Below are 14,060 nucleotides of genomic sequence, written 5' to 3'. Positions count from 1 at the left end.
CCAAGGGGGCGGCATTCTCATGGCTGAGAACCTCATCGCGAATCTGCGCACCAACCATGGCACGATTCGCGTCAAACTCTTCCCGAACCACGCGCCCAAGACGGTGCGTAACTTCGTCGAGCTCGCCGAGGGCACCCGGGAGTGGACCCACCCGGAGACCGGCGCCAAGACCACCGACCGCCTCTACGATGGAACGATCTTCCACCGGGTCATCGGCGGATTCATGATCCAGGGCGGCGACCCCCTGGGCCTGGGCATCGGGGGCCCGGGCTACGACTTCGACGACGAGATCCACACCGAGAACATCTTCAACCGCAAGTACCTGCTGGCCATGGCCAACGCGGGCAAGCGCCTCGGCCGGGGCACCAACGGCTCGCAGTTCTTCATCACGGTCGGCCTCACGCCGCACCTGAACCAGGGTCACACCATCTTCGGCGAGGTGATCGAGGGCACCGACGTGGTGGACGAGATCGCCCGCACCGAGACCGACAGCCGGGACCGGCCGCTCAAGGACGTCGTGATCGAATCGGTCACCATCGAGCGTTCCTGACCCACGCATAACGCCGCCCCGGCCGCTGATCTCGCGGCCGGGGCGGCGTCTTCGTGTGGCAGTCTGTGGATAGACCCCTTTGGAAGGACCCCATGACCACCCAGCCACCCTCGATGCAACCGGGTGCGGTGCCGGTCCCCACCTGCTACCGGCACCCCGAACGAGAGACCTACGTCCGCTGCCAGCGCTGTGACCGCCCGATCTGCCCCGACTGCATGCGTGATGCCGCCGTCGGCTTCCAGTGCGTGGAGTGCGTGCGGGACGGGAACAAGGACGTCCGCCAGGCGAAGGCGGTGTTCGGCGGCGCCGCGGTGAGCGTGCCCCGGGTGACCTGGACGCTGCTGGCCATCAACGTGGTCGCCTACTTCGGGGAGATCGTGCTGGGCGGCGATTTCGTCAGCGAGTTCAACACCGCGCCGGGGGCGATCGAGCAGGGCGAGTGGTGGCGGCTGCTCACCGGCGCGTTCCTGCACCTGCGCCCGACCGGCACGTTCGCGATCACCCACATCCTCTTCAACATGTGGGCGCTGTGGGCGATCGGCCCCGAGCTGGAGCGGCGGCTCGGCCATGTCCGGTTCGCGGCGCTCTACCTGCTGTCCGCGCTGGGCGGCTCGGTGGCTGTCTTCCTGTTCAGCATCTACCCGTCGGTCGGCGCGTCCGGCGCGATCTACGGCCTGTTCGGGGCGCTGTTCGTGGTCTCGCGGCGGCTCGGCTACGACGCCAGGGGCGTGGTCTGGCTGATCGGCATCAACGTGGTGCTCACGTTCCTGATTCCGGGGATCAGCTGGCAGGGCCACCTCGGCGGCCTGGTCATCGGCGTCCTGGTGTCGGCCGTCTTCGCGTACGCACCGGAGAAGAACAGGAACACGATCCAGCTGGCCGGCGCGCTGGTCATCCTGGCCATCCTGGTGGCGGCCGTGGTGCTCGGCGATCCGTACGCGCTGATAGCGGAGATCGAACGCAGGATCGGCTAGGGTTCCGGGCTGTTTCCCCAGGCTGTGGATAAGTCTGTGGAAAGTTCCAGCCCGGAACGCCGGGAGCGGCTTAGCGCCACTTCGTGGAGAGCACCACACCGAAGATGATCAGGGCGAACCCGATGAGCAGGTTCCAGTTGCCGAGCGGTCCGAAGACCGGTCCGGTGTTGCTGACGATGTAGTATGCGGCGATCCAGCCGATGCCGAGGATCCACGACGCCACCATCACGGGCGCCAGCCAGCGCGGGCTGACCTTGACCGTTGAGGTCTTCTGCGGCGGCGTGTAGACGGCCTTCTTGCGTACGTTGGACTTGGGCACGGGAAGTCTCCTGGTGGTCACCCGCGCTGTCTTGCGGGTTTGTCAGTAAGCGTAGTCGCTGGCGAGCGAAGTCCGGAGTAAGAATAGTCGCCGCCCGTCGTCAGGGCCATTCCGAGCAGGTTCGATCCTGATCGCGGCGATCAGGTCCCTGGCGATGAAATGCAAACAATGCGCCAAACGCGGGCCCGGCGGGCGGGCTCCGCGGCGCCCCCGGTCATAGCGTGGGGCATCGTCACATGAGGGGGTGTGCGGTGCGCGCGGTGCTCCGGACGTTCGGTGAAGTAAGCATCACCCTCGGCCTGGTCCTGCTGATGTTCTGCGCGTATCTGCTGTGGGGGACCACGGCCTACACCGAGCAGCACCAGGAGCTGCTCCAGCGCGAGCTCACGTCGGAGACCACGATCACGGGGGACGGCAAGCTCGACAGCATCGAGCTGGGCCGTGCGCTGGCGATGATCCGCATTCCCCGGCTGGGGGTGGACTACAAGTACGCCATCGTCGAGGGCATCGACGCCGAACACCTGCGCCAGGGCCCCGGGCACTACCCCGGCACCGCCCTCCCCGGCGAAGTAGGAAATTTCGTAGTTTCGGGCCACCGCACCACGTACGCGGCCCCGTTCAACCGCATCGGCGAGCTCCGGCCCGGCGACGAGGTGATCATCGACGCCCGCGAGGCCCGTTACACCTATCGGGTCACCAGCAAGAAGATCGTCTACCCCACCCAGGTCGACGTGATCGAGCCCGTCCCGGAACACCCCGGCAAACGTCCCAAACAGGCCCTGCTCACCCTCTCCACCTGCCATCCCGAATACTCGGCCCGGCAACGCCTGATCGTGTACGGCGTCCTCGACGCCACCCACGAACGCCGTACCTAACCGAAAGCAGACATGTACGGATTTATCTGGCGAAAGCTTCCCGGCGGCACCACGCTCCGGCTCTGCGCCACCCTGGTGCTGCTCACTGTCATCGCCGCCCTACTCTGGTATGTCGTGTTCCCTTGGGCGGAACACCACATTCCGCTGGACCGGGTCACCGTCGGGTAAGGAGCAAGTCGCCATGCGCGTCCTCGTCGTGGACAACCACGACAGTTTCGTGCACACGATCGTGCAGTACCTGCGCGAACTGGGCGCCCACTGCGACGTCCGGCCCCGCGACGTCGTCTCCACCGCCGACGCCGACGCCGACGGCTTCGACGGCGTGCTCGTCTCGCCGGGACCCGGCACCCCCGAAGCCGCCGGAGTCAGCGTGCCGCTGGTCCACCACTGCGCCGCCCGCCACCTCCCGCTGCTCGGCGTCTGCCTCGGCCACCAGGCCATCGCCATCGCGTACGGCGCGAAGGTCGGTCGGGCGCCGGAGCTCATGCATGGGCGTACGAGCAGGATCCAGCACGACGGGCGCGGGGTCTTCCGCGGCGTGCCCACCCCGGTCACGATGACCCGCTACCACTCGCTTGCCGTCGAACCCGGCACCGTCCCCATCGACCTCGACGTGACCGCGACCACGCCGGACGGCGTCATCATGGGCCTGCGCCACCGCACCGCCCCCATCGAAGGCGTGCAGTTCCACCCCGAGTCGGTCCTGTCCGAACACGGCCATCGACTATTCGGAAACTGGCTCGCTCAAATCGTGTAACACCAGCCGACCGCCAGACGACATCTGAGTGAGGGTTTCCGCCATCGCCCCCGAGTGGCGGAAGCCCTCTTTTCACGCCCAAAAAACAGGGCCTCCCCCCGGAGGGGAAGGCCCTGGACGATCACTGGTTCGGATCGACGCCGATGTCCACTTCACCGTCCGTCGGGGTGTCGGTCGGGAAGTCGTTCGGATCCTCGGTCGGCGGGTCGGTCGGGAAGTCGTTGGACGGGCCGCTCGACACGATCAGCGTGATCGTCCGGCCCGGCGGGTGCTTGCTCCCGGCCGCCGGGGACTGGTCGATGACCTGACCCGCGACCACCGAGTCGCTCGCCTGCTCCACTTCCTTCACCTTGAAGCCCGCCTGCTCCAGCGTGGTCCTGGCATCCTCGATGGTGATGCCGATCACGCTCGGGAGCTCCACCAGCTCGGTCGGCAGGATGATCCGGACCTTGCTCTCCTTCGGCGCCTCGGCGCCCGCCGCCGGCTTGGTCTCGATGACCTTGCCCTGCTCGGCGGAGGAGTTCTTGTAGCCGAACGTCACCGAGAAGCCCGCGTCCTGGAGCATGGCCGTGGCCTCCTCCTTGGTCTTGCCGGTCACATCGGGCACCAGGACCGTCTCGATGCCCTTGGAGACCTTGAGGACGACCGCCTCACCCTTCGCCAGCTTGGTGCCGGGGGCAGGATCGGTGGTGATCGCGCGGCCCTTCTTGACGTCGGAGCTGAACACCTGCTCCGGGGTGACGTTGAAGCCCGCCTCGGTGAGCAGCTTCGTGGCCTCCGCCTCGGTCTGGTCCTCCACGATCGGGATCTCGACCTGGTCGCTCGTCGTCGGCTGGTTGGGCGAGCTCAGGAACATGTATCCCACGCCGATGAACGCGCCGATGATCAGCAGCGGGATGAGGATCCAGGCGGCCGTCTTGAGCGCGGTGTTGCCGCCCCGGTCCCGGTGCCGGTCGCTGCGGCTGCCGCCGCGGTCCTCCGGACCGTACTCATACGGCTGGATGTTGCGGGTGCTCTGGGTGGGCGGGCCGCCCGCGGCGGTCATCGACCGGGTGCGGTCGGCCCCCGCATACTGCCCGTAGTTGTTGGCCAGCGCCATCGTCTGCGGGTCCATCGGCATGCCCTGGACCGCGCGCTGCAGGTCGGCGCGCATCTCGGCCGCGCTCTGGTAGCGCTGCACCGGATCCTTGGCCATCGCCTTCAGCACGATCGCGTCGCACCAGCGGGGAATGTCCGGATCGATCCGGGACGGCGGGATCGGATCCTCCCGCACGTGCTGGTAGGCGATCGCCACCGGCGAGTCCCCCGTGAACGGAGGCTGGCCGGTCAGCAGCTCGTAGAGCACGCACCCGGTCGAGTAGATGTCGCTGCGCGCGTCCACCCGCTCGCCGCGCGCCTGCTCCGGCGACAGGTACTGCGCGGTGCCGATCACCTGCGCGGTCTGGGTCATCGTGGCGGCCGAGTCGGCCATGGCCCGGGCGATGCCGAAGTCCATCACCTTGACCTCGCCGTTGCGGGTCACCATGATGTTGGCCGGTTTGATGTCCCGGTGCACGATCCCGCCGCGGTGGCTGTAGTCCAGCGCCCGCAGGATGCCGTCCACCAGCTCCGCCGCCCGCTCCGGCATCAGCCGCCGGTCGGCGCGCAGCAGGTCGCGCAGCGTCCGCCCGTCGACATACTCCATCACGATGTACGGCACTGGCGTCCCGTCCGTCATGTCCTCGCCGGTGTCATACACCGCGACGACCGCCGGATGGTTCAGGGACGCGGCCGACTGTGCCTCACGCCGGAACCGCGCTTGAAAGGTGTGATCCCTGGCCAGATCCGAGCGGAGCGTTTTGATCGCGACGATGCGGTCCAGCCGGATGTCCCGGGCGCGATACACCTCGGCCATGCCGCCACGCCCGACGACGCCGTCGAGTTCGTATCGACCGCCGAGTAGTCGTGGCTGAGTCATTTCCTGCACTGTCCCTTGCCGTTCATCTTGGGGTGCCGCCGGTGTCCATCATCGACCCCGTACGTCATGGCGTCTCCTCATTGGAGAGGGTCGAGGCGCTTGGGGTAATTGAGGGGGTTGGTGGAGTCTCACTTGGCGTCAGAGTCTCGCTCGGCGTCGGGGTCGGGGTGGGAGTCGGGGACGGAGACGGCGACGGACTTGGCGTAGGAGTCGCCGTCGTGCTAACGGTAGCCGACGGGGGCGGTGTCGGACGGGCCGACGGCACCGTTGGCGTGGGCTTGGACGCCTTCGGTGACGGTGATTTCTTGGGCGTGGGTACCTGTGAAACAGGGATGACCTGCGTAGGTTTGCCCTCATTCGCCGGTCTGCCCGGGTCCCGCAATTCCATGATGGCAACAGTGCCCAGACCGAGGGCCAAGGCAACACCCGCGAGGGTGAACGCCAGGAGTGGCGACCTCCGGCGCGGGGGCGGCGGCGTGGGCGGCAGCGCGGGAGCCGTACGGGTGCCGGGGCCGCCGGACGGCGGCGAGCCGACCCGGGTCAGGCCGCCGGTCACCGGGAAACCGGACGGATCGGTGAGCGTGCTCAGGGCCTGGCTGCCACCCCCGGCGAGGGAGTCGCGCAGCACGAGCGCCCGGTCGCCGAGCTCCCGGGCGCTGGCCGGCCGCATGGCCGGATCCTTCGCGAGCATCGCTGCCACCAGGCCGCGCAGCGGCGGCGGCACGCTGTCCGGCAGCGGCGGCGGCGGATCGTTGAGATGGTGCAGCGCGATGGCCACCTGCGTCTCGGCCGTGAACGGCGGCCGGCCGGCCAGGCACTCGTAGGCCACCACGCCCAGCGAGTAGATGTCGGTGGCCGGGGTGAGCGTGGTGCCGGAGGCCTGCTCGGGGCTCACGTACTGCGCGGTGCCCAGCACGGTCCCGGTCTGGGTCACCGGCGCCGCCTCCAGCGCCCGGGCGATGCCGAAATCGGTGATCTTCACCATGCCGGAGTCGGTGATCAGCAGGTTGCCCGGCTTGATGTCCCGGTGGATGATGCCCGCCCGGTGCGCCACGTTCAGGCCCCGCGCGGACTGCGCGATCACGTCCAGCGTGACCTCCGCGCTCAGCCGCCCGTTCCTGGCCAGGATCGCCGACAGCGGCTCGCCGTGCACCAGCTCCATCACCAGGTAGGCGGTGTCGTCCTCCTCGCCGTAGTCGAAGACCTGGGCAATGGCGGCGTCCGTCAGGCCCGCGGTGAACCGGGCCTCGCTGCGGAACCGTTCCCGGAACGCGGGGTCGGCGGCCACGTGCGCCCGCAGCAGCTTCACCGCCACCTCGCGGTGCAGCAGCTCGTCGGTGCCGCGCCACACCTCGCCCATCCCCCCGGCGGCGATACGGGCGGTGAGCCGGTAACGATTACCGAGCAGAGGATGGCTCATTTCGCCGACAGCACCGCCTGCATCACGTCCTTGGCCAGCGGCGCGGCCGTGTGGCCGCCGGTGGCGTCGGTGCCGGCGCTGCCGGACTCGATGAAGACGCAGACCGCGACCTCGGGGTTGTCGGCCGGGGCGAAGCCGATAAACCAGGCGTGCGGCGAGGGACTGTTCCCGTGCTCGGCGGTGCCGGTCTTCCCGGCCACGCTCACGCCCGGGATCTGCGCGGCGGTCGCGGTGCCGGCCTGCACGACCGAGACCATCATGTCCTTCAGCTTGCCGGCCACCTCGGAGCTGACCGCCTCCGACATCGGGTCAGGCTCGGTCTCGTCCAGCACCCCGCCGTCCGGGCCGACGATCTTGTTGATCAGGTACGGCTTCATGACCTCGCCGTTGTTGGCGATGCCGGCCGCGACCAGCAGCATCTGCAGCGGCGTCATCTGGTTGTTGCGCTGGCCGATGGAGAGCTGGGCGAGGGCCGCCAGCTCCTCCTCCGGGCCGATGTCGCTCTTGGCCACCGGCAGCGTGAACGGGATCGGCTCGCCCATGCCGAACTTGGCGGCCTGCTCGCGCATCTTGTCCCAGCCCAGCTCCATGCCGAACTTGGCGAACGGCGTGTTGCACGAGCGCTCCAGCGCGTACCGCAGGGAGACCTGGCCGCCGCCGCAGGCGGCGCCGCCGTAGTTGGGCAGGCCGACCGTGGTCTGCGGCAGATCCAGCACCTGCGGCGCGGCCACCTGCGTCTCCGGGGTGCGGCTGGGGTCGTCCTCCAGGAACTCGGCCGCGGTCACCACCTTGAACGTCGAACCCGGCGGGTAGGTCTTCTCGGTGGCCCGGTTCAGCAGCGGGTCCTGCTCATCGGCGTCCAGCTTGTTGTACGCCTTGGCGGCCGTCGACTTGTTCGGCACCGCGATGGTGTTCGGGTCGTAGGTCGGCAGCGACACCATCACCTGGACGGCGCCCGTCCGGGGGTTCATCGCCACGATCGCGCCCCGCTTGCCACTGGCCCGCAGCGCGTTGTACGCGACCTCCTGCGCCTTGGGGATGATCGTCAGATCGACGCTGGCGCCCTTCGGGGGCTCGTTGCTGATGAAGTCGATCGCGCGCCGGACCAGCAGGTCAGGGTGGCTGCCGTCGAGGTACTTGCCGGCCGCCAACTCGATCCCGCGGGAGCTCTCCGGCGCGAAGAAGCCAAGAATGTGGGCATACATCTTGCCGTTCGGGTACTGCCGCTCGAAGCGGTAGTCGCTGTCGGTCTCCACCGTCTTGGCCAGCGTCGTCTTGCCGTTGTCGGCGGTGATCCAACCCCGGTCGACGCTGTAGCGGGCGTAGAAGGCGCGCTGGTTGCGCGCGTCGGTGCGGTAGTCCTCCGCCTTGACCGCGCCCAGATAGTTCACGTTGAGCATCAGCAGGCCGAACATGAGCAGGCAGGCCAGGGCGGCGCGCTTCAGAGTACCGTTCATCGCTGGAACACCTGTGTCAGTCCCTCGTCCTGGATGGCCTGGGGCGGCGGTCTGCGGGCCGCGTCTGACATGCGTACCAGCAGGGCGATAAGGATCCAGTTAGCCAGGAGCGCGGAGCCGCCCGCCGACATGAACGGAGTCACCAGGCCGGTCAGCGGGATCAGGTTGGTGACACCGCCGACGATGATGAACACCTGCCAGGCCAGAATGAAGGACAGGCCGCCCGCCAGCAGCTTGGAGAACGGGTCCCTGGCCGCGATCGCGGTGCGCAGGCCCCGCTCGACGATCAGCGCGTACACCATCAGCAGCGCCATCAGGCCGGTCAGGCCGAGCTCCTCGCCGGCCGCGGCGAAGATGAAGTCCGAGAACGACAGCGGGATCAGATCGGGGTGGCCTTCACCGAGGCCGGTGCCGAGGATGCCGCCGGAGCCGAGGCCGAACAGGCCCTGCATGAGCTGGTAGCTGCCGCCGAGTTCGCGGTCGTAAAGCTCCGCCGACTCGGGTTGGAGGAACACCTCGAACCGGGCCGCCACGTGGTCGAAGACCTGCCCGGCCAGGATCGCGCCGCCGAGGAAGAGCAGCACGCCGATGAGCACCCATGAGGTGCGCTGGGTCGCGATGTAGAGCATCACGATGAACGTGCCGAACAGCAGCAGCGAGCTGCCCAGGTCCTTCTGCAGGATCAGCACGGCCAGGCTGAAGCCCCAGGTGATCAGGACCGGGCCGAGGTCACGGGCCCGGGGCAGATCGATGAAGAGCAGCCGCCGCCCGGCCAGCGCCAGCACGTCCCGCTTGGCGACCAGGTAACCGGCGAAGAACACCACCAGCGCGAGCTTGGCGAACTCGGCGGGCTGGATGGTGAAACCGCCGACGCCGATCCAGATCCGGGCGCCGTTGATCTCCTTGCCGATGAACGGCACCAGCGGGAGCACCAGCAGCCCCAAGCCGACAAAGCCCATCGTGTACGTGAGGCGCTGCAAGGCGCGGTGGTCCTTCAACACGATCAGAGTCGCGGAGAACATGACCACGCCGAGCGCCGTCCAGAAGAGCTGGTTGGTGGCCGAGGCACCGGGCTGGCCGGCCTGCTCGATCCGGTAGATGACCACCAGGCCGATCCCGTTGACCAGCGTCACCAGCGGGAGCAGCAGGGGGTCGGCCCACGGGGCGAACCTGGCCAGCACCAGGTAGGCGGCGACCATCAAGCCACCGAGCCCGAGGCCGTAGGTCAGCATGCCGGCGGGGATCTTCCCGTCCAAGCCGAGACCGACGCTCGCATACGCGACCATCACGACGGCGATGGCGAAGGCGAGCATCGCGAGCTGCGCCCCCCGCCGCTTCGCGGTCATGGGGACGGGCGCGACCTCGACCGCCGGCGCCGCGGTCACTTACCCGACTCCGTCGGGGAGGGCGACGCGGACGGTTCCGGGGTCTTGACGGTGCCCTGCAGCGTCAAGATCCGTTCCTTTCCGGCTTCCAGGCTGTCGACAGGGATGGTGCCGCGGACCCGGGCCTGCTCCACCGGAGGCAGCGCGGAGACCGACAGTTTGGGGTCGTGCACGATGTGCTTGAGCGACACGATGCCCAAGTCGGCGTTGACACCCTGGAAGACGACCAGCTTGTCGCCTTCCGCGCCGACGTAGAACTGCTGTTGAGTCCACTGATAACCGTAATAGCCGCCGAGCCCGAGCGCGGCGGCGAAAACAACCAGCAGACTGACCAGAACCGGCCACGATCGTCGTTTCCGGGCCCGGCGGCCGGAGGCCAGGGCCTCCGGCGCCGGTTCGCCGTCCAGGTCGATGATCACCGGTTGCGGCGCGGTCACGGTCGCGGCGCGGCCGGCCGGGGTGTCCGGCGGCGCGGAGCGCACCCGGCCAGAGCCGGCGGCGCCCACCACCGCCGCGGCGTGGTTGTGCGGCTGCACGTCATCGATCTCCATGACGTCGGCCACCACGCAGGTGATGTTGTCCGGCCCGCCGCCCCGGTTCGCGAGGTCGATGAGCTGGCGCACCACATCGTCGGGATCGTCGATCGTCGACAGCGTGTGGTGCAGGGTCTCGGCGCTCACGACGGTGGACAGGCCGTCCGAGCACAGCAGGTAACGGTCGCCCAGCTGGGCTTCCCGGTCCTGCAGGTCGGGGTCGACCTCACCGCTGCCGTCGAGGGCGCGCAGCAGGATCGAGCGTTGCGGGTGGTTGGCGGCCTCTTCCTGGGTGATCCGGCCGTCATCCACCAGCGACTGCACGAGCGTATGGTCGTGGGTGATCTGGTAGAGCTCGCCGCTGCGCAACAGATAGGCCCGCGAGTCGCCCACATGGACGAGCGCGAACCTGGTGCCGTTCCACAACATCGCGGTGAGCGTGGTACCCATGCCCTTGAGGCTCGGATCGCGGGCGACCATCGAATGCAGCTGATGGTTGGCGTCACGGACCGCTGCCTCGATTGTGCCGAGCAGATCACTCCCGTAGGCGTCCTTGTCCAAGGACGACAATGCGGCGATGGCGACCGAGCTGGCCACCTCACCGTGAGCATGCCCGCCCATGCCGTCGGCGACGGCAAGCAGGCGGCCGCTAGCGTACGCCGAGTCCTCGTTCCCTTCGCGGAGGAGGCCGACGTCCGAGCGGGCGGCGTAGCGGAGTGCGATTGTCATTTGCGCAATTCGATGACGGTCTTGCCGATGCGAATCGGAGTTCCGAGGGGCACCGGCATCGGGCGGGTCACTTTGGAACGGTCGAGGTACGTGCCGTTGGTCGAACCGAGGTCTTCCACGATCCACTGGCCGTCCTGGGGGAAGAGCCGGGCGTGCCGGCTCGAAGCGTAGTCGTCGCTGAGGACGAGCGTGGCGTCAGTCGCCCGGCCGATGGTGATGGGCGTCTCCGTGAGGTTGATGATGGTCCCTTGCAGGGGGCCGCCGACGACGACCATTTGACGAGGTTCCCCCCTCTTGGGCTTCGACACCGGTTTAGCCGGTTTGGGTGGCTTCCGTGCCGTAGCCGGAGCCGTGCGTGGACCGAACAAGTCTGTCCGGATCACACCGACCGCGGCAATGACAAAGAACCACAGCACCGCCAGGAAGGCGAGCCGGATCAGCAGCAGCGTGAGCTCGGACATGGACCGTTTGTCTACCTCTAATCGCGCCTGAACACTAGAGTCGTGCGACCTAGTGTCACCCTCGTCCCGTCTTGCATCTCGACCCTGCGGACCGGTTGCCCGTTGACGAAAGTGCCGTTCGTGGAGCCAAGATCAACCAGGACGACCAGCTGACCTTCGACCCGTAGCTCGGCATGATGCCGCGATACGCCCGGATCCACCAGCCGTAGATCACAATCGGTACCACGACCGAGCAGTGTGACCGGCGTCGTCAACTCGTAGGACCGCTGGCCCTGCGGGTCGTCCTGGGTGGAAACCAGCAGCCGGGGATGGCCGCCGAACGCGCTCGACCGACCGGCGGGCACATCGCTCACCGGCTGGCGGATCTCGTCCTGCTCCACCGTCGCGCCCCGGATCACACCCGAACGGATCCGGAACAGCCCGACCGCGAGGTCGTCGGCCGTCTCGAACCGCACCCGGACCGGGCCCACGAACGAATACCCCTGCTCCTTGGCATACTCCCTGGCGAGGTTGGCCAGCTCGTGACTGATGCTGTCCGCATACACCTCCAGCCGTTCGCTGTCGGTCGTGGACAGTTCCACCACGAAGTCGTTCGGCACGAGCGTGCGGCCCTGAGCGACGATCGCGGCCCGCTCGTCCATCTCTCGCTGAACGGCACTGGCGACCTCGACCGGTTGAAGGTCGGACTTGAACGCGCGTGCAAAGGCGCCTTCAACCAAGCCTTCGAGCCTCCGCTCGAAGCGCTGAAGGACTCCCACCGGTTACCTCCCTTCCTCCATCGTCTACAGGGATCGTATCCGGGTTCAGTAGCACTGGCGGTTCCGTGCTAACCTTTCACAGCACCTGGAGACGGGGGCATCCGCAACGGGCAAGTGGCGGAATGGCAGACGCGCACGGTTCAGGTCCGTGTGTCCGAAAGGACGTGGGGGTTCAACTCCCCCCTTGCCCACTCGACGCAGGGGTTGGCTGGTCGGAAGTCTTTGGCTTCCTCCCCTTGGTCGTCTCGTCGTTACACGGGGGGACGACCCCCCGAACCCCCCGCTGTGGGGGGCGAAGCCCCCCACGCCCCCAGGGTTGGTTGCCCTGGTTTCGTTTTTACGGTTGATTGTCCCGGTTTCGTGCCCAGGGTTGGTTGCGCCGGTTCCGATTTCGGGGTTGGTTGCTGCGGCTTTGTATTTGCGGGTAGTTGCCCCGGTTTTGGGTCCAGGGTTGGTTGCTGCGGTTTTGTTCTTGGGGTTCGTTGCCGCAGGTTTGCTGTTGCAGGTGGCTGCCCTGGTTTTGGGTTCGGGGTTGGTTGCCGTGGTTTCGTTTTCTGGGGTGGTTGCCCTGGCTTCGTTCTTGAAGCATGTGGCGGGTTGTGCTTGAGGTTGTTGGTGCCGGTGTGGTGAGAACCCCCACCTGCGTGAGCGGTGCGGGGGAACGGCGAGTGACCCGGCAACATGCTCATTCTGCTGGGCGTTCTCAGGGTCGGCTGCCGTGACTTCGCCAGCGGCGTTGGTTGCCCCGGTTTTGGGTTCGGGGTTGGTTGCCGTTGTTGTGGGGCTGGGTTTGGTGATCGTGGCTCCGATGCCGATGCCGATGCCGATGCCGATGCTGAGGTCGGTGGTCGTGCGGAACCCCGGGAGTGTTGCTGGTGTGGTGGGGGGCCGGGGTGGGGGCACGGGAGCCCTCCTTTAGTGGGAGTACCGATCAAGGTAGTGGGTGGGTGGGCTGGTTTGAAGCCCTCTGGGCCTTCTGGGTGTTGTCGGTGAAGACTCTGGTGATTTTGTTGATCTCGCTTTCAAACGACTAGCCAGACGCTTGCGAGCACTTCTTTGCCTTGGGTCTTGAGCGGCGGGATGGACTGTCCCTCTATCTGGACTTCGTCGCGCGTTTGAACCCGGATTGGTCGGGCTGGGAGGAGTCGGCGGTGCAGCGGAGGCCGCTGGGGTGCCAGGGAGATCGGAGAACCCGCCAGACATGACTGTGCCCCGGCTGCATGCTGAGCAGAGGCGACACCTGGGGTAGACGGCTGCGTAGCCTGCTTTCGCAGGAGCGGGTGGCGGCGCTCGACGGCAGTGGCGTGCATCTGCGGATCCACGCGGGCCGCATGGCGGGCGCGGCGGAGTTCGTCGACGCGGTCGCGGAGCAGGTGACGGTCGGCGCGGTCCTGGTCGGCGTCACGCCGGAGCTCGCGGTGCGGTTTCAGCGCCGCTGCCCGCAGGTGGTGTCGCTCAGCGCGACCGCCGCCTCGGTGCCCGCCGTGGAGGCGGAGAACGGCGCGGGGGCCTATACCGCCGCCGTCAGCCACCTGCACCGCGTCGGGCGGGGGCGGATCGCGGCGATCCACGGGCCTGGGGTCAACGCGTGCGCGAGCGGCCGGCAGGACAAACCACCAGGAGCTTGCGCGAGGACCTGGGGTCAACGCGTGTGTGAGCGGCCGGAGAGCTGGTCACCTCGAGTTGATCGGGGATCTCGGCGTTTCCGACATCGCCGTGGACGGTGGGTTCCTGCGCGAGGGCGCGACGACCCGTGACATCTGCTCAGCGTTTCAGGGGAGGGTGTTGGAGCCGGGCCTGGCTAAGGCCCGGCTTCCGGGCCGGAGGCTGTTCGCGAGGCCGGAGGCCGATGGGGCCGAGCGCGAGCGGTCCAAAGGGCGGGTGG

14 protein-coding genes and 1 tRNA gene are annotated in these 14,060 nt (G+C 67.9%); 7 read left to right on the top strand and 8 right to left on the bottom strand.

Annotated features, from left to right (window positions below; genetic code table 11):
- Window positions 1-19 precede the first annotated feature (19 nt).
- Window positions 20-550, top strand: coding sequence for a peptidylprolyl isomerase (locus Aple_RS32230; protein ID WP_155348577.1), 531 nt, complete (start codon window positions 20-22; stop codon window positions 548-550).
- Window positions 551-642: 92 nt separating this feature from the next.
- On the top strand, window positions 643-1,524 hold the full coding sequence (locus tag Aple_RS32225; RefSeq protein WP_155348496.1) for a rhomboid family intramembrane serine protease: 882 nt from the start codon (window positions 643-645) through the stop codon (window positions 1,522-1,524).
- A 70-nt stretch (window positions 1,525-1,594) separates the two neighbouring features.
- Here the strand turns inward: Aple_RS32225 and Aple_RS32220 are convergent, their stop codons facing one another.
- Complete coding sequence (locus Aple_RS32220) at window positions 1,595-1,843, bottom strand: cell division protein CrgA (protein ID WP_155348495.1); 249 nt, start codon at window positions 1,841-1,843, stop codon at window positions 1,595-1,597.
- 251 nt (window positions 1,844-2,094) lie between these two features.
- On the opposite strand from Aple_RS32220, the gene Aple_RS32215 reads away from it, so the two are divergent.
- The 3 genes from Aple_RS32215 to Aple_RS32210 are packed head-to-tail and all read left to right on the top strand — an operon-like array spanning window position 2,095 to window position 3,475.
- Window positions 2,095-2,718, top strand: coding sequence for a class E sortase (locus Aple_RS32215; RefSeq protein WP_155348494.1), 624 nt, complete (start codon window positions 2,095-2,097; stop codon window positions 2,716-2,718).
- A gap of 12 nt (window positions 2,719-2,730) precedes the next feature.
- Window positions 2,731-2,886 carry a hypothetical protein gene (locus tag Aple_RS52335; RefSeq protein WP_170321755.1) on the top strand — a complete coding sequence of 52 codons (156 nt, stop codon included), beginning with the start codon at window positions 2,731-2,733 and terminating at the stop codon, window positions 2,884-2,886.
- Window positions 2,887-2,899: 13 nt separating this feature from the next.
- Window positions 2,900-3,475, top strand: coding sequence for an anthranilate synthase component II (locus tag Aple_RS32210; RefSeq protein ID WP_155348493.1), 576 nt, complete (start codon window positions 2,900-2,902; stop codon window positions 3,473-3,475).
- A gap of 121 nt (window positions 3,476-3,596) precedes the next feature.
- Here the strand turns inward: Aple_RS32210 and pknB are convergent, their stop codons facing one another.
- The 7 genes from pknB to Aple_RS32175 form a co-directional block, all read right to left on the bottom strand.
- Window positions 3,597-5,432, bottom strand: a complete 1,836-nt coding sequence (gene pknB, locus Aple_RS32205; protein ID WP_155348492.1) for a Stk1 family PASTA domain-containing Ser/Thr kinase — start codon at window positions 5,430-5,432, stop codon at window positions 3,597-3,599.
- 64 nt (window positions 5,433-5,496) lie between these two features.
- Complete coding sequence (locus Aple_RS32200) at window positions 5,497-6,852, bottom strand: serine/threonine-protein kinase (protein WP_155348491.1); 1,356 nt, start codon at window positions 6,850-6,852, stop codon at window positions 5,497-5,499.
- The gene (locus Aple_RS32195) at window positions 6,849-8,309 is read right to left on the bottom strand and encodes a peptidoglycan D,D-transpeptidase FtsI family protein (protein WP_155348490.1); all 1,461 of its coding nucleotides are present in this window, start codon (window positions 8,307-8,309) and stop codon (window positions 6,849-6,851) included. Before Aple_RS32195 ends, Aple_RS32200 begins: the two co-directional genes overlap by 4 nt.
- Complete coding sequence (locus Aple_RS32190; protein ID WP_155348576.1) at window positions 8,306-9,655, bottom strand: FtsW/RodA/SpoVE family cell cycle protein; 1,350 nt, start codon at window positions 9,653-9,655, stop codon at window positions 8,306-8,308. The genes Aple_RS32195 and Aple_RS32190 overlap by 4 nt, the downstream gene beginning before the upstream one ends.
- Before the next feature lie 35 nt (window positions 9,656-9,690).
- Complete coding sequence (locus Aple_RS32185; RefSeq protein ID WP_155348489.1) at window positions 9,691-10,956, bottom strand: Stp1/IreP family PP2C-type Ser/Thr phosphatase; 1,266 nt, start codon at window positions 10,954-10,956, stop codon at window positions 9,691-9,693.
- Entirely contained in the window at window positions 10,953-11,417 is a 465-nt protein-coding gene (locus tag Aple_RS32180) for an FHA domain-containing protein FhaB/FipA (protein WP_155348488.1), read from the bottom strand. Before Aple_RS32180 ends, Aple_RS32185 begins: the two co-directional genes overlap by 4 nt.
- A gap of 17 nt (window positions 11,418-11,434) precedes the next feature.
- Window positions 11,435-12,175: an FHA domain-containing protein gene (locus tag Aple_RS32175; RefSeq protein ID WP_155348487.1), complete on the bottom strand. Its 741-nt coding sequence runs from the start codon at window positions 12,173-12,175 to the stop codon at window positions 11,435-11,437.
- A gap of 108 nt (window positions 12,176-12,283) precedes the next feature.
- Between Aple_RS32175 and Aple_RS32170 the strand changes: the two genes are divergently transcribed.
- Both Aple_RS32170 and Aple_RS32165 read left to right on the top strand, forming a co-directional pair.
- Window positions 12,284-12,366, top strand: a tRNA-Leu gene (locus Aple_RS32170).
- 1,029 nt (window positions 12,367-13,395) lie between these two features.
- A complete protein-coding gene (locus tag Aple_RS32165) occupies window positions 13,396-13,932 on the top strand; it encodes a type 1 periplasmic-binding domain-containing protein (RefSeq protein ID WP_155348486.1) in 537 nt (178 codons plus the stop codon).
- Window positions 13,933-14,060 lie beyond the last annotated feature (128 nt).

The organism is Acrocarpospora pleiomorpha (assembly GCF_009687885.1).
GTDB lineage: Bacteria > Actinomycetota > Actinomycetes > Streptosporangiales > Streptosporangiaceae > Acrocarpospora > Acrocarpospora pleiomorpha.
Note: the sequence above shows the minus strand (reverse complement) of the source record. Positions and strands in the feature narration are given on the sequence as shown.

What these genes read in the sequence shown, in the direction of transcription:
- Aple_RS32230 (WP_155348577.1), top strand. Translation starts at nt 20, where the DNA reads ATGGCTGAGAACCTCATCGCGAATCTGCGCACCAACCATGGCACGATT.
- Aple_RS32225 (WP_155348496.1), top strand. Translation starts at nt 643, where the DNA reads ATGACCACCCAGCCACCCTCGATGCAACCGGGTGCGGTGCCGGTCCCC.
- Aple_RS52335 (WP_170321755.1), top strand. Translation starts at nt 2,731, where the DNA reads ATGTACGGATTTATCTGGCGAAAGCTTCCCGGCGGCACCACGCTCCGG.
- Aple_RS32210 (WP_155348493.1), top strand. Translation starts at nt 2,900, where the DNA reads ATGCGCGTCCTCGTCGTGGACAACCACGACAGTTTCGTGCACACGATC.
- pknB (WP_155348492.1), bottom strand. Translation starts at nt 5,432, where the DNA reads ATGACTCAGCCACGACTACTCGGCGGTCGATACGAACTCGACGGCGTC.
- Aple_RS32200 (WP_155348491.1), bottom strand. Translation starts at nt 6,852, where the DNA reads ATGAGCCATCCTCTGCTCGGTAATCGTTACCGGCTCACCGCCCGTATC.
- Aple_RS32195 (WP_155348490.1), bottom strand. Translation starts at nt 8,309, where the DNA reads ATGAACGGTACTCTGAAGCGCGCCGCCCTGGCCTGCCTGCTCATGTTC.
- Aple_RS32190 (WP_155348576.1), bottom strand. Translation starts at nt 9,655, where the DNA reads ATGACCGCGAAGCGGCGGGGGGCGCAGCTCGCGATGCTCGCCTTCGCC.
- Aple_RS32185 (WP_155348489.1), bottom strand. Translation starts at nt 10,956, where the DNA reads ATGACAATCGCACTCCGCTACGCCGCCCGCTCGGACGTCGGCCTCCTC.
- Aple_RS32180 (WP_155348488.1), bottom strand. Translation starts at nt 11,417, where the DNA reads ATGTCCGAGCTCACGCTGCTGCTGATCCGGCTCGCCTTCCTGGCGGTG.
- Aple_RS32165 (WP_155348486.1), top strand. Translation starts at nt 13,396, where the DNA reads ATGCTGAGCAGAGGCGACACCTGGGGTAGACGGCTGCGTAGCCTGCTT.